Source organism: Aminobacterium thunnarium, assembly GCF_055390565.1.
This window is the reverse complement of record NZ_AP042412.1, coordinates 679,946-701,322: the sequence shown is the minus strand read 5'-3', so window position 1 is coordinate 701,322 and position 21,377 is coordinate 679,946. Positions and strand designations below refer to the sequence as shown.

The 21,377-nt window shown below is 41.5% G+C and carries 21 protein-coding genes and 1 tRNA gene; 2 read left to right on the top strand and 20 right to left on the bottom strand.

Annotated features, from left to right (window positions below):
• Nucleotides 1–12 precede the first annotated feature (12 nt).
• The 8 genes from ACZ5GY_RS03460 to ACZ5GY_RS03425 all read right to left on the bottom strand — a co-directional run bounded on the left by ACZ5GY_RS03460 (nucleotide 13) and on the right by ACZ5GY_RS03425 (nucleotide 6,710).
• Nucleotides 13–945 (bottom strand): 1-phosphofructokinase family hexose kinase, encoded by a 933-nt coding sequence (locus ACZ5GY_RS03460; RefSeq protein ID WP_213692183.1) that lies wholly within the window; start codon nucleotides 943–945, stop codon nucleotides 13–15.
• A 69-nt stretch (nucleotides 946–1,014) separates the two neighbouring features.
• Nucleotides 1,015–2,202 (bottom strand): thioredoxin-disulfide reductase, encoded by a 1,188-nt coding sequence (trxB, locus tag ACZ5GY_RS03455; RefSeq protein WP_213692182.1) that lies wholly within the window; start codon nucleotides 2,200–2,202, stop codon nucleotides 1,015–1,017.
• Between the two features lie 82 nt (nucleotides 2,203–2,284).
• Nucleotides 2,285–3,103, bottom strand: coding sequence for a peptide chain release factor N(5)-glutamine methyltransferase (gene prmC / locus ACZ5GY_RS03450; RefSeq protein ID WP_213692181.1), 819 nt, complete (start codon nucleotides 3,101–3,103; stop codon nucleotides 2,285–2,287).
• Between the two features lie 42 nt (nucleotides 3,104–3,145).
• Nucleotides 3,146–4,222: a peptide chain release factor 1 gene (gene prfA, locus ACZ5GY_RS03445; RefSeq protein WP_213692180.1), complete on the bottom strand. Its 1,077-nt coding sequence runs from the start codon at nucleotides 4,220–4,222 to the stop codon at nucleotides 3,146–3,148.
• Complete coding sequence (locus ACZ5GY_RS03440; protein ID WP_307879469.1) at nucleotides 4,206–5,117, bottom strand: DUF1385 domain-containing protein; 912 nt, start codon at nucleotides 5,115–5,117, stop codon at nucleotides 4,206–4,208. The genes prfA and ACZ5GY_RS03440 overlap by 17 nt, the downstream gene beginning before the upstream one ends.
• A 2-nt stretch (nucleotides 5,118–5,119) precedes the next feature.
• A complete protein-coding gene (thyX, locus tag ACZ5GY_RS03435; RefSeq protein ID WP_213696112.1) occupies nucleotides 5,120–5,815 on the bottom strand; it encodes an FAD-dependent thymidylate synthase in 696 nt (231 codons plus the stop codon).
• A 63-nt stretch (nucleotides 5,816–5,878) separates the two neighbouring features.
• Nucleotides 5,879–6,118, bottom strand: a complete 240-nt coding sequence (gene rpmE, locus ACZ5GY_RS03430; RefSeq protein WP_213692178.1) for a 50S ribosomal protein L31 — start codon at nucleotides 6,116–6,118, stop codon at nucleotides 5,879–5,881.
• Nucleotides 6,119–6,200: 82 nt separating this feature from the next.
• The gene (locus tag ACZ5GY_RS03425; protein WP_307879470.1) at nucleotides 6,201–6,710 is read right to left on the bottom strand and encodes a HutP family protein; all 510 of its coding nucleotides are present in this window, start codon (nucleotides 6,708–6,710) and stop codon (nucleotides 6,201–6,203) included.
• Between the two features lie 301 nt (nucleotides 6,711–7,011).
• Between ACZ5GY_RS03425 and ACZ5GY_RS03420 the strand changes: the two genes are divergently transcribed.
• Nucleotides 7,012–7,977, top strand: a complete 966-nt coding sequence (locus tag ACZ5GY_RS03420) for a TAXI family TRAP transporter solute-binding subunit (protein WP_213692176.1) — start codon at nucleotides 7,012–7,014, stop codon at nucleotides 7,975–7,977.
• A gap of 63 nt (nucleotides 7,978–8,040) precedes the next feature.
• Here the strand turns inward: ACZ5GY_RS03420 and ACZ5GY_RS03415 are convergent, their stop codons facing one another.
• From ACZ5GY_RS03415 to ACZ5GY_RS03400, 4 genes are all read right to left on the bottom strand, one after another.
• Nucleotides 8,041–9,213, bottom strand: a complete 1,173-nt coding sequence (locus ACZ5GY_RS03415) for an alanine--tRNA ligase-related protein (RefSeq protein ID WP_213692175.1) — start codon at nucleotides 9,211–9,213, stop codon at nucleotides 8,041–8,043.
• A gap of 6 nt (nucleotides 9,214–9,219) precedes the next feature.
• A complete protein-coding gene (locus ACZ5GY_RS03410) occupies nucleotides 9,220–10,587 on the bottom strand; it encodes a sodium:solute symporter family protein (protein ID WP_213692174.1) in 1,368 nt (455 codons plus the stop codon).
• A gap of 83 nt (nucleotides 10,588–10,670) precedes the next feature.
• A tRNA-Arg gene (locus ACZ5GY_RS03405) sits at nucleotides 10,671–10,746 on the bottom strand.
• Nucleotides 10,747–10,926: 180 nt separating this feature from the next.
• The gene (locus ACZ5GY_RS03400; RefSeq protein WP_464111997.1) at nucleotides 10,927–11,454 is read right to left on the bottom strand and encodes a class I SAM-dependent methyltransferase; all 528 of its coding nucleotides are present in this window, start codon (nucleotides 11,452–11,454) and stop codon (nucleotides 10,927–10,929) included.
• A gap of 185 nt (nucleotides 11,455–11,639) precedes the next feature.
• Between ACZ5GY_RS03400 and ACZ5GY_RS03395 the strand changes: the two genes are divergently transcribed.
• Nucleotides 11,640–12,332, top strand: a complete 693-nt coding sequence (locus ACZ5GY_RS03395) for a Crp/Fnr family transcriptional regulator (protein ID WP_213692172.1) — start codon at nucleotides 11,640–11,642, stop codon at nucleotides 12,330–12,332.
• Between the two features lie 107 nt (nucleotides 12,333–12,439).
• On the opposite strand, the gene ACZ5GY_RS03390 is transcribed toward ACZ5GY_RS03395, so the two are convergent.
• Genes ACZ5GY_RS03390 through ACZ5GY_RS03355 form a run of 8 tightly spaced genes read right to left on the bottom strand, consistent with a single transcriptional unit; the run spans nucleotide 12,440 to nucleotide 21,375 of the window.
• Nucleotides 12,440–14,791 (bottom strand): endonuclease MutS2, encoded by a 2,352-nt coding sequence (locus ACZ5GY_RS03390; protein WP_213692171.1) that lies wholly within the window; start codon nucleotides 14,789–14,791, stop codon nucleotides 12,440–12,442.
• A complete protein-coding gene (locus ACZ5GY_RS03385) occupies nucleotides 14,778–15,296 on the bottom strand; it encodes a CvpA family protein (RefSeq protein ID WP_464111996.1) in 519 nt (172 codons plus the stop codon). Before ACZ5GY_RS03385 ends, ACZ5GY_RS03390 begins: the two co-directional genes overlap by 14 nt.
• Entirely contained in the window at nucleotides 15,293–15,553 is a 261-nt protein-coding gene (locus ACZ5GY_RS03380) for a hypothetical protein (RefSeq protein WP_213692169.1), read from the bottom strand. Before ACZ5GY_RS03380 ends, ACZ5GY_RS03385 begins: the two co-directional genes overlap by 4 nt.
• A 17-nt stretch (nucleotides 15,554–15,570) precedes the next feature.
• Complete coding sequence (locus tag ACZ5GY_RS03375; protein WP_213692168.1) at nucleotides 15,571–15,870, bottom strand: hypothetical protein; 300 nt, start codon at nucleotides 15,868–15,870, stop codon at nucleotides 15,571–15,573.
• Nucleotides 15,871–15,902: 32 nt separating this feature from the next.
• A complete protein-coding gene (pheT, locus tag ACZ5GY_RS03370; RefSeq protein WP_464111995.1) occupies nucleotides 15,903–18,311 on the bottom strand; it encodes a phenylalanine--tRNA ligase subunit beta in 2,409 nt (802 codons plus the stop codon).
• Nucleotides 18,305–19,351 carry a phenylalanine--tRNA ligase subunit alpha gene (pheS, locus tag ACZ5GY_RS03365; RefSeq protein ID WP_213689976.1) on the bottom strand — a complete coding sequence of 349 codons (1,047 nt, stop codon included), beginning with the start codon at nucleotides 19,349–19,351 and terminating at the stop codon, nucleotides 18,305–18,307. Before pheS ends, pheT begins: the two co-directional genes overlap by 7 nt.
• The gene (locus tag ACZ5GY_RS03360) at nucleotides 19,348–20,043 is read right to left on the bottom strand and encodes a potassium channel family protein (RefSeq protein ID WP_213689977.1); all 696 of its coding nucleotides are present in this window, start codon (nucleotides 20,041–20,043) and stop codon (nucleotides 19,348–19,350) included. The genes pheS and ACZ5GY_RS03360 overlap by 4 nt, the downstream gene beginning before the upstream one ends.
• Nucleotides 20,044–20,055: 12 nt before the next feature.
• Nucleotides 20,056–21,375, bottom strand: a complete 1,320-nt coding sequence (locus tag ACZ5GY_RS03355) for a TrkH family potassium uptake protein (protein WP_464111994.1) — start codon at nucleotides 21,373–21,375, stop codon at nucleotides 20,056–20,058.
• Between the last annotated feature and the right edge of the window lie 2 nt (nucleotides 21,376–21,377).

The following is a 21,377-nucleotide window of genomic DNA, read 5'->3' as shown; positions in this document are numbered from 1 at the left end:
TAGATGCCTCCTTTAATCAAAACGCTCTAGCTGTACGCGAGGCATAAGAGCTTCAATGGCATCTCGGCTTGAAAAACCTTTTTCTACGTGCATTGCGTCTTCCCATGCACATGCCATTGCAAAACGAATTCGATCTTCTACATCCATTCCTTCTTCCGCACCGACAATGAGCCCTGTTATAAGAGCATCGGCCGTTGCAAATAAAGAAACGACTGAACGTCGATCAGCAAGAGCAAGATAGATTCCCTTAGGAGTGAAAAACACATCACCGTATACATGATAGGAAGTGATAGCCCATTCAACCCCTTGATCGTGCAACTTTGAAACGACCTTAATAATATTATCGAGAGAAGTTAACGATATACCGGAAACACGCGACATAAAACGATGGTCAATTTTAGCGATTGTAGGCCCAGCTTCCAACGCAGATTGAAGAGGTAGCCCCGCAGCGTCAACAATTGTAGGGATATTATGCTCTTTTGCCATTCGGATCAATTCCCCATAAATATCCTGAGGCACTCCAGGAGGTAGAGATCCACCTAAGACGAGTAATCGTGTACGTTGCAACATTCTTTGATAGTTACGAAGAAAGCGGTCGTAAGCCTCTTCAGAAACATACGGGCCAGGTTCTGAAAGCCCTGTCTCAACATGACCTGTTTCGTCTATTATATAGACATTAGTGCGTGTCTCACCTTTGACATGAACGAAATTTGTAGTAATTCTCTCTCTGCGCAGAACGTCACGAATATAAGCTCCATTAAAACCAGCGAGAAATCCCATAGCGGCTGACTCATATCCCAATTGAGACAGCATCATAGAGACGTTAATGCCCTTCCCGCCGGGGGTTCGGATGGCATTTCTGGAACGGAACCAGCCACCCGGCCGAAATTCCGGAACGACAAACTCCTCATCGACAGCGGGATTTAATGTAACCGTGACAATCATCAAGCTCCCCCCTATGAGATAAAAGGAAAGGTGGGATACCCCACCTTCCCTCAATTAAGTTTTATTTTACTATTTAAGAAACTCAGAAAGCTCTGATGCAGAAGATATAGTCTTCTTAGAAACAATTTCACCTTTTTTAAGCTCTACAACGACAGGCATCTCACCCAATTTAAGCTTTTCAACCATGCGAGCGTTACGATAACCATCAATAATGGCAACCTTCTGCCCCGTCTCTTTGCTCATTTCTTCAACAGCGTTAGAAAGCTGAACCTGAGATTCAACGATGCTGGAATAGAAGAAAGCCACAACTCGCTCTGGATCTAAGAGTGTAGAACGAAGATGTACCTGCTCGTTAATATAGGCAGATGCAGACATTGCTGCAACAGCACCATCACCAGCAGCAGTTACAACCTGACGAAGATGTTTGTCGCGTACGTCTCCTGCGGCAAAAATGCCTTCCACGGATGTTTCCATATCCTCATTAGTGACGATCCATCCGCCTTTTTTAGCATCTACAAGGCCACGGATACATTCATCATGTGGAGCCTGTCCGACAAAAATGAACACACCTGCTACAGGAAGGTTGGAAATTTCGCCCGTTTTTACATTTTTCAATACAAGGTTCTCAACCATCCCGTCGCCTTCGATTTTTTCTACTACGCTATTCCAAATAGGAACGATTTTAGGGTTGGAAAGAGTTCTTTCCGTAGCAGCTCTATCAGCTCTGAAAGCATCTCTACGGTGAATGATAGATACTTTAGAAGCAAAGTTGGTAAGATAGCATGCTTCTTCTACGGCTGTGTTTCCACCACCGACAACTGCTATCTCCTGATCTTCAAAAAAGGCTCCGTCACAAACAGCACAATAGCTCACGCCACCACCAATGTGCTCGGCTTCACCTTCACAACCAAGTCTTCTAAAGTAAGCTCCTGTCGCAAGAATAATCGCCTCTGCTTCGATTTCGCCTTTGTCTGTGACGACTATTTTGCTACCATCACGAACCTCGATTTTCTGAACATCTGCATCACGAAATTCAGTATTGAATTTCTCTGCATGCTCTCTAAACATTACTCCTAATTCCTGACCGGAAGCATGTGCTACACCAGGCCAGTTTTCAATTTCGGCAGTAATATTAATCTGACCACCGGCTACTCCTTTTTCAATAAGAAGTACGTCAAGTCCAGCCCTACGACCATAAATAGCCGAGGTTAGACCAGCGGGCCCAGCTCCGATGATCACGAGCTCTCTCTTTTCCATTCCAACATCTCCTCCTCGTTCGTTGTAACTCTATCCAAAAACGGAATAATATATATTTGATCTTAATAGATCACTTGCGTCATTATACACGACACCAAACGCCTATGCGATAAAATCCTTGCAAATCTTTAACCAGTCGTACAAAACGCAACGCTATCGTTTCGTATGCAGCCAAATAACGTGCTTGGTCGTCATCTCCCATTTCCATAACTAAATGTCCACCAGAAGAAAGCCATAGAGGACTTTTTTCCATGAGCTTCTTATAAAAAAACAAGCCATCATGCCCTCCATCAAGAGCTATTTGAGGTTCATATAAAGCAACTTCGTCCATAAGCCCCTTAATTGCAGATGTAGGAATATACGGAGGATTGCTAATTACAAGTCCTAAGCTCTTTTCTGGCACAGGAACATCCTCTATATCACGGGAATGCCACAAAAGACAACGTTGCAATAAACCATATTTTTTTAAATTCTTCCACGCCCATTTTAAGGCTTTAGGAGAGGCATCTACAGCAATACCATTCGCCAAAGGCCTTTCTAATAGAAGAGTGGATGCAATACAACCACTGCCAGTTCCCCAATCCAGAAAGGTACCTCCACTAAAATATCGAAGAGCTTCTTCCACTAGAAGCTCTGTCTCTGGACGAGGGACAAGACAACCTTGACCAACGGAAAAATCCCTTCCCCAAAAGCTCTCGTACCCTATTATATACTGCAAAGGTTCTCTTTTTATACGTCTTTCCACCATTTTTTCCAGACAGAATATTTCTTCTTCAGAGAGAGATGTCCTCCAAAGATTAAGCCAAAGCTGAGAACGAGCTATGCCTTTCAGAGAACATAACAACCATTCGGCTTCGTTTTCTGCTCCTTCTATGCCTGCATCTCTTAAGCGCGTTGCCACATTCTGTCTAGTCTGGTAAAGCAATTCTTGATTATGTATTGTCTATACCCTCTCTAATTTTTGTAATCTTTCAGTCTGGTCTGCCATTGTTATGGCATCGATCATCTCGTATAAATCACCATCAAGATATTGATCAAGTTTGTAAAGGGTTACCCCTATCCGATGATCTGTAATTCTGTTTTGCGGGTAATTATATGTCCTAATGCGTTCTGAGCGGTCACCAGAGCCAATTTGCCCTCGGCGTTCTTCCGCCAGTTCTTCTGCTTTCTTTCCACTCTCAAGATCATAGAGCTTCGCTCGAAGATACATCATGGCTTTAGCTCTATTCTTTATCTGCGATCTCTCATCTTGGCATGTTACAACAATACCTGTGGGAAGGTGTGTAATTCGAACAGCAGAATCTGTCATATTAACATGCTGCCCCCCGGCTCCGCTTGAACGATATGTATCTATTTTCAAGTCTTCAGAGCGAATCTCCACATCAACAGCTTCTACCTCTGGCAAAACTGCCACTGTCGCTGTTGAAGTATGGATACGACCACCAGCTTCTGTTACGGGAACTCGCTGAACACGATGGACTCCACTTTCAAATTTCAATTTACTGAAAGCACCATTCCCATCGATTTTAAAGACAATTTCTTTCAAACCGCCAATCCCCGTTTCGTTTGATTGAATGACTTCTATTTTCCATCCCTCTCGTTCACAAAAACGACTGTACATACGATACAGGTCAGCACCAAAGAGAGCAGCTTCTTCTCCTCCCGCTCCGCCACGTATCTCCATAATGACACTTTTTTCATCATTCGGATCAACAGGCAATAACAGAACATGAAGTTCTTTACGAATCTCCTCCAAGAGAGGCTCTTTCTCTTTAACCTCTTCTCGTGCAAGTTCCTGCATCTCTTCATCCCCAGAATGGAAAAGGGATTTTGCTTCATCAATATCGTTCTTTATTTTTTTATATTCTCTATATTTTGCTACTGTAGCCTCTATTCGTGAGTGCCTTTTTGCAAGTTTCTGCATTTCCTTAGGATTACTGGCAATAGCCAAGTCAGACATTTTCTTTTCTAAATCGACAAACGACTGTTCTATTTCGTCAAGTTTACTCTCTAGATTCATTCAATTCTTCACCTCCGGAATAATCAGACAAAGGCCTACCTAACGCTTCTTCAAGAGCAGCTATTGCAACTTCTATCTGCTCTACACTAGGTTCTCTTGTCGTTAGATATTGAAAAGATAAAGCAGGCCAAAGTATAATTGTTCCCAACTTTTTTATAGACGATGCTGCCCGTATGACTTCATACGATAACCCTATAACCAATGGGAGCAGCAATACTCTCATCATTATTTTCCACAATAAACCACCGTGCCCTGCAACAGAAAAAACTATAATGCTCACTATGACAACAATCAAGAGGAAAGATGTACCACAACGAGGATGGATTCGAGAGTAGGTTAAAACCTGCTCTGGGGTCATGTCTGCTCCAGCTTCAAAAGCATTAATAGTCTTATGCTCTGCTCCATGATACCGAAAAACTTGCCTTATGTCTTTCCACAAGCCAATTCCTGCAACGTAGACAACAAAGAAAGCTCCTCGCAGCAATCCCTCTAATATATTCTTAGAAAAAGCAGAAAGATTCCAAAAATCCCCTCCCTGTTGTGCAAGCCAAACAGGGAGAGCCACAAAAACGCCTACGACAGCAATAAGAGCGACGGCTACAGACCCAGCAAACTCTAATGGCGTAATTGCTTCTTCCTCGCCCAAGGCCAATTGGGCAGAACGATTCAAAGCCCGTATTCCAATTTTCAACATTTCAAACATGGTGATAAGACCGCGGATTATCGGACATTTCCACCAAAAGGAGGCAGATCGTAAGACAGCATCCCAATGTTCCTTGTATATTTCGCCATCCTGTTGGCGTACGGCAAGCCCCCATCTTTGAGGACCACGCATTAAAACACCCTCTATAACGGCTTGTCCTCCCACAGGCATACGTTTATTTTCAGAACTCAAAATTACTCCTCCTTGAGAAGTTCCTCCATGGAGTGAAAGGGATGTCCGCAAGGACGGGCTTCGTTACATTTACCATTCACAACACAGGAAGGACCTGCAAGATTAAAAATAACAGGGGCTACTTTTTGAACTTCCCGGAGCATTCCACGAGCAACATCCTGTATTTCCCATTGGGCCCGTCGACAAAGCCTTAAAGCAAAGAAATGATGAAGTTCTCTCGCGTTCATAGTCATTACAAGACTCGTTGTCCATCCATGAGGCAAAATATATCGAGCGTCTTCCTTGGGAATTCCCCGTTTAACGAGATCAAGGTAGGTACAGTGGGAGGCCCTTACCTGATCAAGAAACATTTGTTCAGCCTCTTTGTCAGCAGCTATCGTTGGCGGCACAACTACATTTGGTTGTGTCATGGATACATAACGCTGGCTTCTCTGACTATAACTCGCAATTCGATGACGCACGAGCTGATGACTAGTAACCCTGCTCATTCCATCAAGAGAAAATGTGAAAGACGCATGTTCAAAAGGAGAGTTATGTCCACTTTTTCGCAGGTGTAAAAGTAACGATTCTACAGAAGAGGAATCTTGCTCTTTCATTATCGATCCCGCTGGAATATCACTATAACAAAGACGGGCTGCAGCAGCCACAATTCTGTCAGGATCTGGAGTATACCCCAACAACGTTACATGACATTTCACGAACGCATCAGCTCCTATCCATAACTAAAGAACATGTAAAAAAGGGGAGCCTCGCTCCCCTTCTTACTCTTCGCCTTCTGTGTCGCGCTGTCCGTAATTGATTCCTTCGTACTTTTTACGGAATTTCTCAAGGCGACCAGCTTCACTTGCCACCCTACTTCCCTTCTTACCTGTGTAAAAAGGGTGGCACTCAGAACAAACACCCACGCGGATTTCAGAAGAAGTAGAACGGGTAGTAAACGTATTGCCACACGCACACGTTACAACACATTCTTTATAATCGGGATGTATCCCTTTTTTCATCTATGTTGCACCTCCAAAAGACATTTCTTTACTGAACAAATATGCACTTTACCATATGAAATAAAGACATGCAAGCAAATATTTAGATATGCATAACGCCAAGACCGCACCTCTCGTGATGCGCCACTGCATGATAAGCAGTATCCCCCATAACTGCAACGGCAATCCAACGTTCATTGCGAACTATTGCTATTTTAGCACCTACACTTGCTTCAAGCATCCCTACAGTCAAAAAACCTTCAAGAGCCTCTACTGCAGCATGCATTAGAGCATGCATTTCATTTCTTGTTTTATCAACTACACCAGCATTCAAAGACGCACCGACAAGAGCACGGGTTACCTTTTGAGGAAGATCTCCGGCAAGCCCCCCGACTTCTGTTGCTACAGATCTCCAACCATATTGTGCTAACTCGCGTTTAAGTGCATTTTCTGCATCTGATGTAGTTGTAGACGCCAAAAGCAAGGCTGCACGACCCACTTGATTCTCGTCATTCAAATGAACCTGAATGGTGAGCTCAAGATCAATACCTCCGCGTAAAGTTTCAATGTCATCATCCACTTTTTCTTCTTCCTCCGCGACCCCCTCCGCCATAAGAAGTTCCTCCTGGTTGTTAAATATTTTTTTCCACAGCATCTTAGGACATCTCCCCTCTCAGATACTCATTTTACTATAGCATATTTAATGAAAAACCAGACTTCTGTTTAAGTCGTCTTAATAATTCTCGAAAAAATCTTGAAAAACCTTACTATTCTTGATACTCTTCCAAAAGAGCTTTATACTAATATGAAATATAATCTGGAAAGGGGGTGCCCCGTAAGAATTTTTCCTTATTTCTAAAGAGAATATCGTTTCAAAAAGGAGCCAAAAAACTTTTTGAGGGGGAATGGGAAATATGATGAAGAAAACAATGGTTTTCGCAACTGTGTTGTGTCTTTTGTTCGCTGTCTTTGCCGGAGCCGCCTCTGCAAAGACATTCGTTTCTATCGCTACTGGTGGTACTGGTGGTACCTACTATCCTCTAGGCGGCGGTATTGCTGACATTTTGACTCGGCATCTTGAAGATGTACAGGTAACATCAGAAACGGGAAATGCCTCTGTCGCAAATATCAACCTTCTCGGAACCCATCAGATTGAAATGGTTTTCGCGCAAAACGATATCACTTATTGGGCCGCAAAAGGAATGGGCCCTTTCAAAAAAGGCGCCTATGACAACATTCGAGTAATGGCTTCTCTTTACCCAGAACACGTCCATTGTATTACCCTTAAAGGGCACGGAGTAAACGACATTATGGATATTAAAGGTAAGAGAGTTTCTGTTGGTGCACCAGGTTCCGGAGTACAGGGCGATGTTTCCGCAATACTTAACGCAGCTAATATTAAGTACAGCGATATGAAAACAGACTTCCTCGACTTCAACAATACGACTCAGCGTTTTAAAGACGGCCAGCTTGATGTCGGTTTTGTCGTAGCGGGATATCCAACTTCTTCCATTATGGATCTCGCAACAATGCATGATGTCGACCTCGTTGAGTTCAATGACGATTTCCTTAATAAACTTGTTACAGAGTACCCATATTTTGTAAAGAGTGTTATTCCCGCAGGGACATATCAGGGAGTAGACCGTGACGTTAAGACCCCTGCCGTAATGGCCCTTCTTGTCTGCGATGCAGATCTTCCAGAAGATCTCGTTTATCGCATGACAAAAGCTCTTTGGGATAACATTGAAGAACTTCGCCCAATCCATGCTAAAGCTCAACTTATTACTCTTGAAACAGCTCTTGATGGTGTCTCTGTACCTCTTCATAACGGTGCAGCACGATTTTATAAAGAAAAGGGAATGACTATCCCTAAGTTCTAAGAAAAGAATAGACAATAAAAAACTGGAGCTTTATGAAAAGCTCCAGTTTTTTTATTTTATATTTCAAGCTTCGAAATAAAGCTGAAGCTCCTTTACCCATAAATCCAGATTATCTTTTTGGGTTCTGCCACTTACCCAATCTTTCCTTCCTCCACCCCTAATCCCAAGAATCTTATTATTTCTCACAAAAGCTGCAACATCAAGAGAAACACTCTCCCCAGCACCAAGGAAAAATTGAGAACCTCCATCTGCAGATGTAATAAAAAGACAAAGGGATGTGTCCATTTCTTTAATTTTACGACTTACCGATGCAGAAGCCACTTCCACTGGAATGTTAGCACCGTGATAAAAGAATAAGGGAAATTCTTTTACAGCTGCCTCTTCCCATGGGAAAGCAACGAACTCACGTAAAGAGTCTATACCTTTTAACAGAGTTTTGTTTTCTTGTTGTAGCCGTTTAAAAACAGATTCTAACTTTTCTATGGGGCATCCTATCTCTCGTAACAGTTTTCTAATTGCATAACTCTCTTCTTTTAATTTCTGATTTCTATGTACAGTAAATCGAAATTCCCATTCAGGATATCTTCCCTTAAATCCCTCAACATGAACTCCACCTATTTCCGAAGTTCGGTATACGTGGGTTCCTGAACAGGCAATGATATCAAAATCTGGAATACTGACGATTCTAACAGCGTCATTTTCTCCTATTCGATCCCAATTCGCCTTTAACCCCTTAATTTCACGCGCTTCTTCATAGGACTTTACGCAAACAGACACGGGAAGGTCAGCCTCTATAACCTTATTCCCTTCTTCTTCTGCATGAAAAAGAATCTCCCATGTTAATTCGTTCGGATAATGTAGATATACAGTTGTCGAATCTGTTTCTACGGCCACTTTATAAATATGAAGACCAGGATGAGAGTTCTCCAATATTTTTGAAAGGACGTGCTCTCCCGAATGCATTCTAGATAAAAGCCACTGTCGCTCTAAGTTGACTTCTGCCTCGACAACTAACTCTTCAACGAGTTCCCCCTTATTAACTTTTATATAGAGGAAATTTTTGCCATTCTCTGTTTGGCAATCTGTAACATCCGCATAAAAATCAGCTGACTTGAGGATCCCCGTATCTCCAGGTTGCCCTCCTCCTGCCGGGTGAAACGGATTAGGATCTGTTACAATAACGGCTTTTTTCCCTGAAATTTTAACTATTTCCTTAATAACTATTTTATTTTCCACAAAAACTCACCTCCTATACAAAAGTCCGAAAAGAGTGAATCCTGCTGAAAAGATAAGACCAACAAAAAGAGGCTGAACAGATGGAATAATGGCAGGTGCAAGAAGAACAGCGGCAAGACCAGCAACAGCTGCTCCTAGAGCCCAAAAAGGAGAAAGCCTGGATGGAAATAGTAGAGCAACAATAAGGGGGAAAAATGTTCCCGCGCCTCTTAAACTCATACTCAAATAGCTCCACTGCAAAATCATATCTCCACTGAAAAGAACCCCTATATACGCAGCACTCACAACTATAACAAGAACAGCTACTCTGCTTGCCAGGAGCGTTCTTCTCTCGTCCATTTTAGTAGAAAAAAACGGTAAAAATTTAAACAAATCTTGCACAATATTGGTAGCAATTCCAAAGGATAATCCAGCTGCTGCGCCTATAACTGTAATAAGAATTCCTGCCCAAAAAAATCCCCCAACCAAAGGGGGAAAATATAATCGGATGAACATCGGAAGAGCTTGCGAAGGAGATATAGCTATTCCCGTAGTTCGCATAAATAATCCCACATAAACTCCCATTAATCCGAGAGGTGGAATAAGAATTCCCGCCAATAAAGCACCTTTCCGAGCCGTAGCTGGACTAGATGCTGCAAAAATACCTTGTATATATATTTGAGTGCAAAAAACTCCTACAATCATAGAAAAAAAGGCCCCAAACCCTTTTGCTACACCTGTTCCGAATAGATCAAAAAAAGGCGTCACAGAAAGAGTATGGTATAAAGCCAGTGGAGTCATGCCCTTTCCAAGTCCAAGTAGCACAGAAGCTCCTAATGCCAGAAAAAGCATCGCTATTTTGGCTTTCCCGATAACACTATAACTTTTTAAACCTCCGAGATATAAAAAACCAAGGACAAGACATGCGATACCCATCGAAGCCTGAATGGAGGAAAGGGGGAAAATTGTCTGAAGTAATGCAACGCCAGAAAGAAATTGTGCAACTACCGATATATATGTTCCCAGAGAAGAAGCGATCATGGAAACCATACTCACACCGCTGCCATAATTTCTCTTTAAAAACTCTGGAATTGTCACCACTCCCGAATTTCGTAAAGTAGCTGCAAAACCAATACCTAAGATTAGGCAACCAATGCCTCCTCCAAGGGTAAACCACCAAGCCGATAACCCATATTGATATGCCATCTGAGCTGTACCTACGGTTGATGCCCCTCCAACAAGGGCACCCATAATAACTCCCGTGACACCTGTTATACCGGCTTTACGTCCAGCAACAGCATAATCACTGGTGCCTTTTATTTTACGAGCAACAAATGTGCCAAGAGCTAAAAAAAGAACAAGTACGGAAAGTGCGGAGAAGGCAAAAAGTTTCATATTAATCAAGTCCTTTGCTAAAGATAATTTACACAAAAAATGCCGGGCTGCTTATTCACGCAACCCGGCTTATATTTTCTAAATGGCGTGCCTGCGGGGATTCGAACCCCAGACCTTTGGCTCCGGAGGCCAACGCTCTATCCGCTGAGCTACAGGCACTTCTCAAACGTCGAAAATATTACCACGTACCGGGGTTTACTGCAACTAGAAACTAGTTGCGATGTGGGTTAACGCCCTCCTGTCTTGGACGTTTCAACACGGACTATTCTATTATAAAGAATAAATAAAAACTACTCAAAATATCCCCTAGGAAAACAGTACATCCTCTTATAGAGGATGTTAAGCTCTTAGAGAAAATTGGATCATGTAATTATATCCTAGATCTTTATAACTAATCTTTTTGAAACCAAAGGGCGCTACTAGTGTTTCTATTTCTTCTGAAGATTTACGCATAACTACAGGCGGCCCCCAAAGGGTGTTTTCCTTTTTACATTCAATAATAGCTAAATGACCATTCTGTTTCAAAACACGGGAAATTTCATTAAAGATATTTTCTCCGACTGATTCCAAGTTCAACGAATGGAGGACAGTGGCAATAAAAACTACATCTATACTATCATCAGAAATTGGTAAAGAACGACAAATGTCAGAAACTATAGCCGAAATATTCGTTATTTTTTGAATGGAAGCTTCTCTTACTAGATCTTTAATCAACCTTTCTTGAATATCGAGTGCATATACAGTGCCTGACAATCCAACTTTATTAGCCGCCCAAAGGGTGTAATCACCAGTTCCACAACCTAAATCAAGAAAAGAATCTCCCTCTTTTAAGTCAAGTTCTTCAAAAATAAGATGCGGGTCATGCATAAAAAAACTACTAGGTTTCCTTTCATAATGTTCACTCCTATGCTTTTTCTCTTTCTCCACTATAAACGCCCCTTTCTATTTAAAAGTCTATTGAGTTTATTTCTATTTACGTTTTTACAAAATTGTACTAAAGTGTTTTTTATGTTTCATTATCTGCAGATACTTTTCTGGAGTGAATATTTTCTATGAATAAACTTCTACCATTACTTCAAAAATGCGCTTTATTTAAGAATAAGAAAAAAAGTGAAATAGAGTTATTCCTGTCAAAGGTCAACCACAAAATTGACTCCTTTGAGAAGGGGGAGACTATTATTTCTCCTATACAATTTACAGATAAGTTAGGAATTGTTTTACTGGGAACGGTAGATGTTCAAAAAATTTTCCCCAATGGGAAAATGATTGTTATTCAAAAAAAAAGAAGTTCCGATTTAATTGGAGAGTACGCTATCTTTTCAAAATTAGAACTCTATCCGCACACTGTTATTGCAAGTTCTCTGTGTAAAGTTCTCTTTTTACCTAAATGTGAACTTTCAGTCTGTTTCTCTTCTGACAAAATTCTTATGTTGAATTTTCTAGAAATATTATCTAATTCCAATTTAATTTTAGAACATAAAATTGGTACCCTTTCTCTTATTTCCATTCAAAAAAAAATCGCAGAATTTTTAATACATTACAAGAAACATCTTTGTAAGAATGCTCACTCCGACATAGTCATCCTTCCTTTTTCCAAAAAAGACTGGGCAGAATATATGAATGTTTCTAGGACATCTCTTTCGAGAGAATTAAAAAATATGGAAATGGAAGGCATTTTATCTTTCGAGAAGCGTATTATTATAGTAAAGAATTGGGGGCAGTTAGAGAAAATTTTATCGTTGTAAACGAGTGCAATTCATAAATCTATACTTAAATTTAAATCAAAAATCATTCTGTAAAGAAGAATCAAAAAGGAAGCCCCAATCTCACACCCAAGGGCTCCTTTCTTTTTCTACTTTTTAAAAGTTACAATCGTAACTCCATAACCACCTTCGCCAGGGCCACCAAGGCGGTAACTTTCTACATAGCTTAAATTGTCACAAAGCTGATGGACCTCTCTACGAAGAATACCCTCTCCACGCCCATGTATAATTTCAACACTCTGATAACCTGCACGCATAGCTCTATCAAGATATCTTTCGACCAAAGGCATTGCTTCATCTATTGTCATTCCTCTAATCATCATCGATAAAGGAACATTTTCTGGCCTTTTTGATGAAATTATGGGAGTATCAGGTACAGCGTCACGAACCTTTTTAGAAGAGAGAGAGAGGGAGGCAAGTGGAACATCCATTCGAAGAGCTCCTGCCTGTACTTCAGCCTTATTCCCTTTTATAGATAAAACTATACCTGTTATAGATGTTCCTTGAATAGAAACTGTATCTCCTACACTTAAATTTCGTTTTGCTGTTGTAGCTTTCCCCATAGAACGTTTCTCTTCTTTCTCTTCAAGTTCTTTTCTTTTTTCACGTAATTTTTCTCTTTTATGATGTAAATCTCGTTGAACCACTGATCGTGACAAATCATCAAGTTCTCGAAGCATTTTTCGAGATTCTTCTTCTGCAGAAGAAAGTATAGAAGCAGCTTTCTGTTCTGCACTCGTCAAGGTTTTCTCTACCCGTTCTTCTAATTTTCTTTCTCTTTCAGAGTAGTCCTTTTTGAAGGCCTCTATTTCTTGGCGTTGCATCTCCAAGTTCTTTCGTTCAAGATCAAGCTGAGCGTTTCTTTCCTGAAGATCCGCAATAACCTCTTCTACCGAAACTTCCTGCTCTTCTAACGTCCTTCTAGCCTTTCTCAAAATTTCATCAGGCATTCCATAACGCTCTGCTATAAAAAGGGCATTGCTCCGCCCAGGAATCCCCATGAGAAGGCGATATGTTGGAGCAAGAGTCTCTGCATCAAACTCCATACTTGCTGTTTCTACATTTGGGGTTGTTAGTGCATAGCTTTTAATAGGATTATGATGCGTAGTAGCCAAAGTGATACATTTCTTCTCTCGTAAACTATCCAGTAACGCTACTCCTAATGCGGCACCTTCCTGTGGATCTGTGCCAGCTCCTAGCTCATCGAGAAGAACGAGAGAGGATGATGTCGCTTCTGAAAGAATATGAATAATATTTTTTAAATGAGCGCTGAATGTTGATAAATTTTGCTCAATACTCTGTTCATCACCAATATCAGCAAAAACGTTATCTAATACCCCAACAACAGATCCTTCATGGGCCGGAACTGGAAATCCGCACCAAGCAAGAATCACACCTACACCGACAGTTTTAAGGGCAACTGTTTTGCCCCCAGTGTTAGGCCCCGTTATTACAAGAACTCTAAAACTTTGCCCACAATTTAATGTCAACGGAACACCTTTTTCACCAAGAAGAGGGTGTACTAAATCGCAAAAGGCGAAAAGAGGCTTGCCACTTATTTCAGGCAAAACCCACTTTTGTTGATCCACAATATCTTTTAAGGCGTAAAACAAGTCAATTTGGCCAATAACCCACTCAACATCTGATATGGCTCTTTCGCGCGTTAGTATTTTTTGTGTTATTTCAGAAAGAATTCTTCGCTTTTCTTCTTCTTCATCTTGGAGTAAGAGCAACAGTCTACTGTTGAGTTCAGCAAGACTTCGTGGCTCCATATAAACTGAATTACCAGAACCAGATCTATCGACAACTGTCCCTGGAAATCGGGACGCAGAGTCTTGTCGTACAAGTACTGTAAATCTATTCTGACGATAGGAAAGTAACCGTTCCTGCAACATTGAACTAAGTCTTGCATTTGAAAAAAGACCCTGCGCTCTCAATCGAATTGATTGGCGCACAGCATCTTCGCTCTTTCTAATTCGAAATAAAATGGGAGAGGCAGAATCATATAAATTGCCGTCTTCGTCGAGAACAGAAAGGAACTCTATTTCTTCAGAAAAATCCCTTATTTTTTTTAATAAAAGCAAAAAGGGAGCGTATTCTTCTCTTGCTTTATTCAAGCTATCTTTTATTTTATTACCCAAAATAATAAGGGTTCGCAAAGCGACCAGCTCTCGCCCGGAGAGAAGAGCTGTTTTACGGGCTGACTGAATTTGCACTGCAACACTTACTACATTTTGATTCCAAGGGAAATCTCCATACCTATCAACGTAATCACAATATGCCAGAAATAAGCCCTGTCGGTTACGAAGAGATTCTAATGTATCACATGGACTAACCTCTTCCAATGCCGTTAAGCCTAAATCACTTCGTATACGTTTCGCAAAAAGAGAAAGGACTTTATCAATCTCTAAAAGGTTCCAAACTTCTTTACGTACTCTCATTGATCAAATTGACTCCTTCAACGGTATGGAAAATTGAATTGACATAGGGCCATGCCAATGAGGCCGTTTTCATAGCTATGCTCTCTTGAATCCATTGCGGGGATGGAGATGCAAAAGACGAAAATGCTGATAGCAAAGCATAAAGGAAAAGTACAAGAACAGCCCCCTTCAGAATGCCAGCGGCCCCACCAAGAACTCTATCTATAAAAGAAAGAGATGTCCAACGCAAAAAAGCTTGAACAATACGACAAACAACAGATGCTATTACTACGACCAGAACAAAAAGAAGGACCATAGAAATGATAAGAATTACAGATGCAGATCCAGACCATCTCGATAAATACCAACTCGTCAAAGTAGGTCCGAAACGCCAAGCTAGATACGCTCCTCCTACAATGCCGCCTAAAGAAAATACTTCTCCCGAGAGACCTCTAAAAAGACCACGCAAAAAAAGGAATGCAAGGACCAAGGCAATTGTTACATCTACTCCTAAAGCAAGTGTCATGAGTCTTCACGTTCTCCCTGATTGTTATATTCTTTCAAAATATGTTCTAACGACTTCCCCGCGTGGTCAAGACAGTACGCTAGATGAAGACTGACCAGGAGCAATAAATGCTCCTGGGCTATCTCCTGACCAACTGTATTCGCAGCTTCTTTCAAAAGAGAAAGAACGCGTTCATACGTTTCCTCATCTAAGGCTGTCTTTAAGTTATATTCCTTTTTCCCAAGCTTGAGCGTTACATCTCTCAATGGGATAGACAAAACAGCCAGCTCCTTTATTAGGAATTACGTCCACTTTCTGCCTCTTCAGGCAGAAGGGCGTTAAGTTTATCGTAAACGTTCTTGATCTGACTGTCCAGTTGTGTCTTATCTTTCTGCAATGTCATCTTTTCGCGCTCTAATCGCTCAACTGTCCGCTGTAATTCTTTGATCTCTCTGATGTGTTCCAAATCTTTCTCGGAGACTTTATTTCGAAGAGATTGGTTATCTCTTTTAAGTTGGTCGTTCTCGTTCTTCAACCGTGTCAACAATTCGGCCAACCTATTTGCCAACTGCTCAATAGAATTAAGAGTCACCATAGCATCGCCTCCATCTCAGTATTTACCAGAATTTAGCGAAGGACATATCCTTTCGCAGCCATTTCTTCCCGTACTTTATTGTGGACTGTATCAACCTCTTCATCACTAAGTGTTCGATGAGCATCCCTATATGTAAGTGAAAACGCAAGACTACGGGATCCCTCGGGAACACCCTTTCCGGTGTAAACATCAAAAAGGCGAATATTCCATAGCAAAGAACCCGCTGCGCTGCGTAGTTCTTCCTCAACAATCTCTGCATTTTTGTTAATAGCAACTAACAAAGAAATATCTCTATTTACACCTGGATACGGCGAATTTTCCTTGAACGAAGGCATATTTTCTTTGATGAGAGGTTCCAGAGATAACTCAAAAGCGAACAAAGGAGCCCCCATATCAAGTTCTTTTTCAAGAGAAGGTTTAAGGCGTACAAAATACCCTATTTTTTTATCTTCCATGTATATATCCGCGCTCTGGCCAGAATGAGCAAAAGGTTCTGTGCTAGTCATAAAGGTACAGTGCGCTCCTCTACTCTGGAGAATTGCTTCTAAATCGCTTTTTACAGACATAAAATCTTCAATGAGACTTTCTTTGTATATATTTCGAGTATCGCGACCTGGATAGACAAGACCTGCCATTTTTTCAATCTCGCGCACTCCACTTTCAGACTCTGAATCTCGTATAAATACTCTTCCCAACTCAAAGATACGAATAGCATCTCTCCATCCTGAACGTAAAGAAGACGCAAGAGCATTCAACAAACCAGGCAACATCAATGTTCGCATTGCCGAAAGGTCTACGCTCAAGGGGTTTGAAAGTACAAAAGGATGAGCCCGCTCATCGTCTTCAGAGAGCCGTAAAAGATTGACAAAGGAAGGAGGAAGGAAAGAGTAAGTTATAACCTCAACATACCCTCTTGCTAAAGCAAGCTGGCGTAGGTCAGCCTGTAGTTCAGTCCATTCTCCTACAGTTCCGGCGTGGCTCATTTTTTGAGGAAGGCGACTCGGCATGTCATTATATCCCCGTATTCGCGCAACTTCTTCCACAATGTCTTCTTCAATATCGATATCTGGTCTATAGGAAGGGATCTTAAACCATCGGGTTGAAGATTCTTTCTTTTGTGTTAATTCATATATTCCAAGACGCCCCAAGATGTTTGAAGCTTCGTCCAGATCATCCCATAACAATATTCTTTGAAGCTTTTCCTTTGTCAAACGCACTTCTTTTTGGGCAAGAGTTCCAGATGTTGCCTCTAAAACATTCCAATCTACTGTTGCAACTCCCCATTCTTGCAGTAAACCAAGAACAAAAGCCATTGCAGGATAGACTAATTCAGGATCTACTCCCCGTGCGTATCTAAAAGAAGCTTCACTGTTTAAACCTAAACGACGCGATGTTCTGCTAACACGAACAGCATCAAAATTAGCACTCTCTATAACAACATTCTTTGTGGTCTCGCATATTTCGGTATTTTCTCCACCCATTACACCAGCCAGTGCGATAGGAGTCCCCTTACTTGTAATAAGTATATCCAAAGGATCAAGAAGCCTTTCCTTGCTGTCAAGCGTCACCATTTTTTCCCCTTGTTTTGCGGAACGAACAGTAATTTCACGATCAGGTAGTCTATCAAGGTCAAAGGCATGGAGAGGCTGCCCCATCAAAAGCATGGTCAAGTTAGTTGCATCAACTATATTTGAAATCGGACGCATCCCCATAAGAGACAATAAAATACGCACAGGCAAAGGCGAAGGCTGAATTTTTACATCAGTTGCAAGCCCTAATAAATAACGCTGGCACCCTTCATCTTCCAAAAAAATATTTCTGAAATCTACGGGCCAAACATTTCCTTCTTCTGGGCGATTCTTTAAATTTTTTCTGCCGACAGCATCTGGGAAAAGAGCATATATCTCGCGAGCTATACCAAGTGCACTCAACAAATCGCCTCTGTTCGGCGTAATAGAAATGTCAAGAACAGCATCATCTAAACGTAAGTATTTCTTTACATCCTGCCCAACAGGAGCATCTGCAGGAAGACGTAAAATTCCATACTCATCAGCGATGTCAGGAAGACCTATTTCATCAGCAGAAAGCATCATCCCTTCGCTCATAATTCCTTCAAAATCCTTTTTACCAAGGACTGTTCCATCAAAAAGAATTGCTTCAGGTGGAGCATAGGGGACAATATCTCCCGCTTTCAAATTGGTTGCAGCTGTAACGCATATAGCCTTCTCTTTGCCATAATTAAGAGATGCAACCCAAAGAGAATCTTTATGAGGATGCTGTTCTAGTGAATCGATTCGCGCAACATAAACACCAGACAACTTTTCACATGGACGCGTTATTCCCTCTACTTCACACCCTGTAAGAGTCAGCTTTTCTGCTACTTCTTCAAGAGATGCCGGAATAGAGACGAGACTATTTAACCAATTCCACGACATTAACATGATTTGCCACTCCCCGAAAGAAGATAGGGAACATTCCCTTCAAAAAGAACACGAAGGTCAGTCAGCTTATATTTCAATAGAGCAAGTCGATCTAACCCCATTCCCCACGCAAAACCATTGTAAACATGGGGATCTATGCCTCCAGCCTTCAGTACGTTGGGATGAATCATCCCCAACCCGCCTATTTCTAACCAGCCAGTCCCTTTACATATACGACAATGGGGATTTTTGCCTGAACACTCAACACATTCGACATCAAGCTCCAAAGAAGGTTCAGTAAAGGGGAAATAACTCGCACGATAACGTGTTTTCAAAGGACGGCCAAAGATACTATTAACTAATACTTCAAGGCATCCCTTCAAATCAGCGACAGCAATATCCTTGTCAACCAACAAGCCCTCCAATTGATGGAACATGGGGGAATGAGTAGGATCACTGTCACGTCTATAGACCTTTCCTGGGCATACAATTCTCAATGGTGCTCCATATTTGAGCATAGAGCGAACCTGAACTGGAGATGTATGCGTTCTAAGCAAATGTTTTTCGTCAAAATAGAACGTATCCTGCATATCTCGTGCTGGGTGGAAAGACGGAATATTAAGAGCTTCAAAATTATGGAAATCGTCTTCTATTTCAGGACCTAAAGCAACAGAAAACCCTAAGCCTGTTAAAATTTTTATAACATCCATCGTAACCTGAGTTACAGGATGAAAGGCTCCCCAATTTCTGCCACGAGACGGAAGAGTAACGTCGATCATTTCTTTCTGCTCTTCAGCTATCCACTCTTGCTCTTCAAAAAATCTTTTACGGGACAAAAGCTGATTTTCTATATCATCCCGCAGCTGGTTAACCAACTGCCCTATTTCAGGCCTTTTCTCAGAAGGGAGTGAACCCAACATCTTCAGAAGAGACGTTACTTTACCTTTTTTGCCAAGGAACTGTACTTTCAGTTCCTGTATTTCGTCTACAGAACAAATGTTATCAAGCTTAGCTAAAAATTCTGTACGACAACTTTCTATGTTATTGTGAACTTCACTCACGCTCCATTACCCTCCCTTTCGCGCTCTTCATCTATAGCTTCTAAAAGAGTGTCTAAATCGTTCTTTTTACCAGCAATAAGAAGGCGATCATCTTTATTGATAACTGTATCTGCCGATGGTAAAAATCTTGAACCTTTTCTATCGAAAAGCAAGACCATAGCATTATATTTTTTTCGAAAATCAAGTTCTACAAGGGTTTTCCCTACCATCTCTGATAAAGGCGAAATTTCACCTACGAGATAATCTCCCCCAGGGAGCTGCGAAAAACTTGAAAGCCATGGATGAACAAATTGCTCTGCAACTCTCTGCCCCATGTCTCTTTCAGGGAAGATAACCCGATGTGCACCAACGCGAGATAAAACCCTTGCATGAAGGGCCGTTTGTGCCCTCGCGACGACTAAAGGGATGTTAAACCCCTTTATTATAGTCGTTGCTAAGATACTTGCTTCAATATTTTCACCAATAGTAACAACTGCTATGTCTGCCTCTTTCGCTCCGACTTTTATAAGAGCATCTTCATCTGTGGCATCAAGCTGGGCTGCCAAGTCTATAATTTCAGCTACCTCTTCAACTTTTGTAGCATCTGCATCAACGCCTACAACATACTGATTCATCGCTGCTAGTTTTTCGCATAATGAAAGTCCGAAACGTCCTAAACCAACTATAAGAATCATCTTTCGTTTCTCAGCCATTTAAAAAGCCCCCTAGCCTACGGGAATATTCGTCGTAGCATAATTCACATTATCCCGTGTTTCACGACTAATCATTCCATACATGAATGTTAAAATACCAACACGCCCCCAAAACATCAACAAAATCATGATAATCTTACCTGCCGATGAAAGAGACGAAGTAATGCCCAAAGACAGCCCCACCGTACCCATTGCCGAAAAAGCCTCAAAAATTAAGGCTCGAAAAGGAAGCTCTTCTGTGAAAGATAATAACACTATACAAAAAAGAACAGTACTTACATAAAGAAGCGTCATAGAAAGTGCACGACGCACATTATCAAAAGGAATATTTCTATTAGCAAAGACGATACGCCCCCTCCCCTTCATTTCAGAAAACGTAGAGAGAATCAACAGGGCAAAAGTTGTCGTTTTAATTCCACCACCTGTAGAACCAGGAGAAGCACCAATAATCATAAGCAAACATGTAATAAAGATGCCTAACGCTGAAAACCGAGACGTCTGTATTGTATCGAAACCAGCTGTACGGGGCGTCACACTCTGGAAAAGGGCGTTCCATACCTTCAAAACAGGCGGAAGGTCTTTAAAGGCTCCATTCCAATCTGAAATAAGGAAAAGAAGCAAACCTCCCCCAATGAGACTGGACGTTACCTTTATTACAAGTTTACAATGAGGAGAAAGAGTATCTCGTCGAAGTACGTATCGGCCAATACCGGAAAGGACCAAGAAACCGGCTCCACCAGAAACGATAAGAGCCATAATAGTTGCAGGAACCCAAAAAGTAGAAGCATACCCCTCTAAACTTGTAGAAAAAGGGGAAAAACCAGCATTACAAAAAGCACTTATACTATGAAATAAAGCCAAATACAACGCTTTTAAGGGGGGAAAGTCTCGAACAAAGGCAATAAACAAAGGCACCATCCCTATTCCCTCAATAATAACAGTCATTTTAAGAATACGCATAAGAAGACGAACAGCTCCCGCAGGAGTATCGAGCCCCAGTCCTCCTGCAAAAAGAAGACGTTGACGTATTCCTATTTTTTGACGCAACAGCAGCAACAGCGTAGTTGTCGCCGTCATAACACCAAGCCCACCCAGCTGGATAAGAGCCAGAACTACCCCTTGGGACATCAAGCACAAATCTTTACCTGTATCAACAACAGAAAGTCCCGTTACGCAGAGCGCTGAAGTGGCAGTAAAGAAAGAATCGACCCATGAAAGAGGTTGACCTGCCGCAAAATTAAATGACCATATAAGGAAGGTTCCTACCACTATAAGCGATAGGAACCCCCCTACGATGGTCCTCTCTACTTTGAGAGAACTATATGTTTTCAAAA

Bases quoted from the DNA above. Each gene is read 5' to 3' on its own strand.
- ACZ5GY_RS03385 (WP_464111996.1), bottom strand. From the start codon at position 15,296: ATGACACTTGCTTTAGGAGTAGATGTAACAATTGCCTTGGTCCTTGCA.
- prfA (WP_213692180.1), bottom strand. From the start codon at position 4,222: ATGAATCTAGAGAGTAAACTTGACGAAATAGAACAGTCGTTTGTCGAT.
- ACZ5GY_RS03395 (WP_213692172.1), top strand. From the start codon at position 11,640: ATGAATAAACTTCTACCATTACTTCAAAAATGCGCTTTATTTAAGAAT.
- trxB (WP_213692182.1), bottom strand. From the start codon at position 2,202: ATGGAAAAGAGAGAGCTCGTGATCATCGGAGCTGGGCCCGCTGGTCTA.
- ACZ5GY_RS03410 (WP_213692174.1), bottom strand. From the start codon at position 10,587: ATGAAACTTTTTGCCTTCTCCGCACTTTCCGTACTTGTTCTTTTTTTA.
- ACZ5GY_RS03360 (WP_213689977.1), bottom strand. From the start codon at position 20,043: ATGGCTGAGAAACGAAAGATGATTCTTATAGTTGGTTTAGGACGTTTC.
- ACZ5GY_RS03420 (WP_213692176.1), top strand. From the start codon at position 7,012: ATGATGAAGAAAACAATGGTTTTCGCAACTGTGTTGTGTCTTTTGTTC.
- ACZ5GY_RS03400 (WP_464111997.1), bottom strand. From the start codon at position 11,454: ATGCATGACCCGCATCTTATTTTTGAAGAACTTGACTTAAAAGAGGGA.
- ACZ5GY_RS03375 (WP_213692168.1), bottom strand. From the start codon at position 15,870: ATGGTGACTCTTAATTCTATTGAGCAGTTGGCAAATAGGTTGGCCGAA.
- ACZ5GY_RS03390 (WP_213692171.1), bottom strand. From the start codon at position 14,791: ATGAGAGTACGTAAAGAAGTTTGGAACCTTTTAGAGATTGATAAAGTC.
- ACZ5GY_RS03425 (WP_307879470.1), bottom strand. From the start codon at position 6,710: ATGGCGGAGGGGGTCGCGGAGGAAGAAGAAAAAGTGGATGATGACATT.
- ACZ5GY_RS03460 (WP_213692183.1), bottom strand. From the start codon at position 945: ATGATTGTCACGGTTACATTAAATCCCGCTGTCGATGAGGAGTTTGTC.
- pheT (WP_464111995.1), bottom strand. From the start codon at position 18,311: ATGTTAATGTCGTGGAATTGGTTAAATAGTCTCGTCTCTATTCCGGCA.
- rpmE (WP_213692178.1), bottom strand. From the start codon at position 6,118: ATGAAAAAAGGGATACATCCCGATTATAAAGAATGTGTTGTAACGTGT.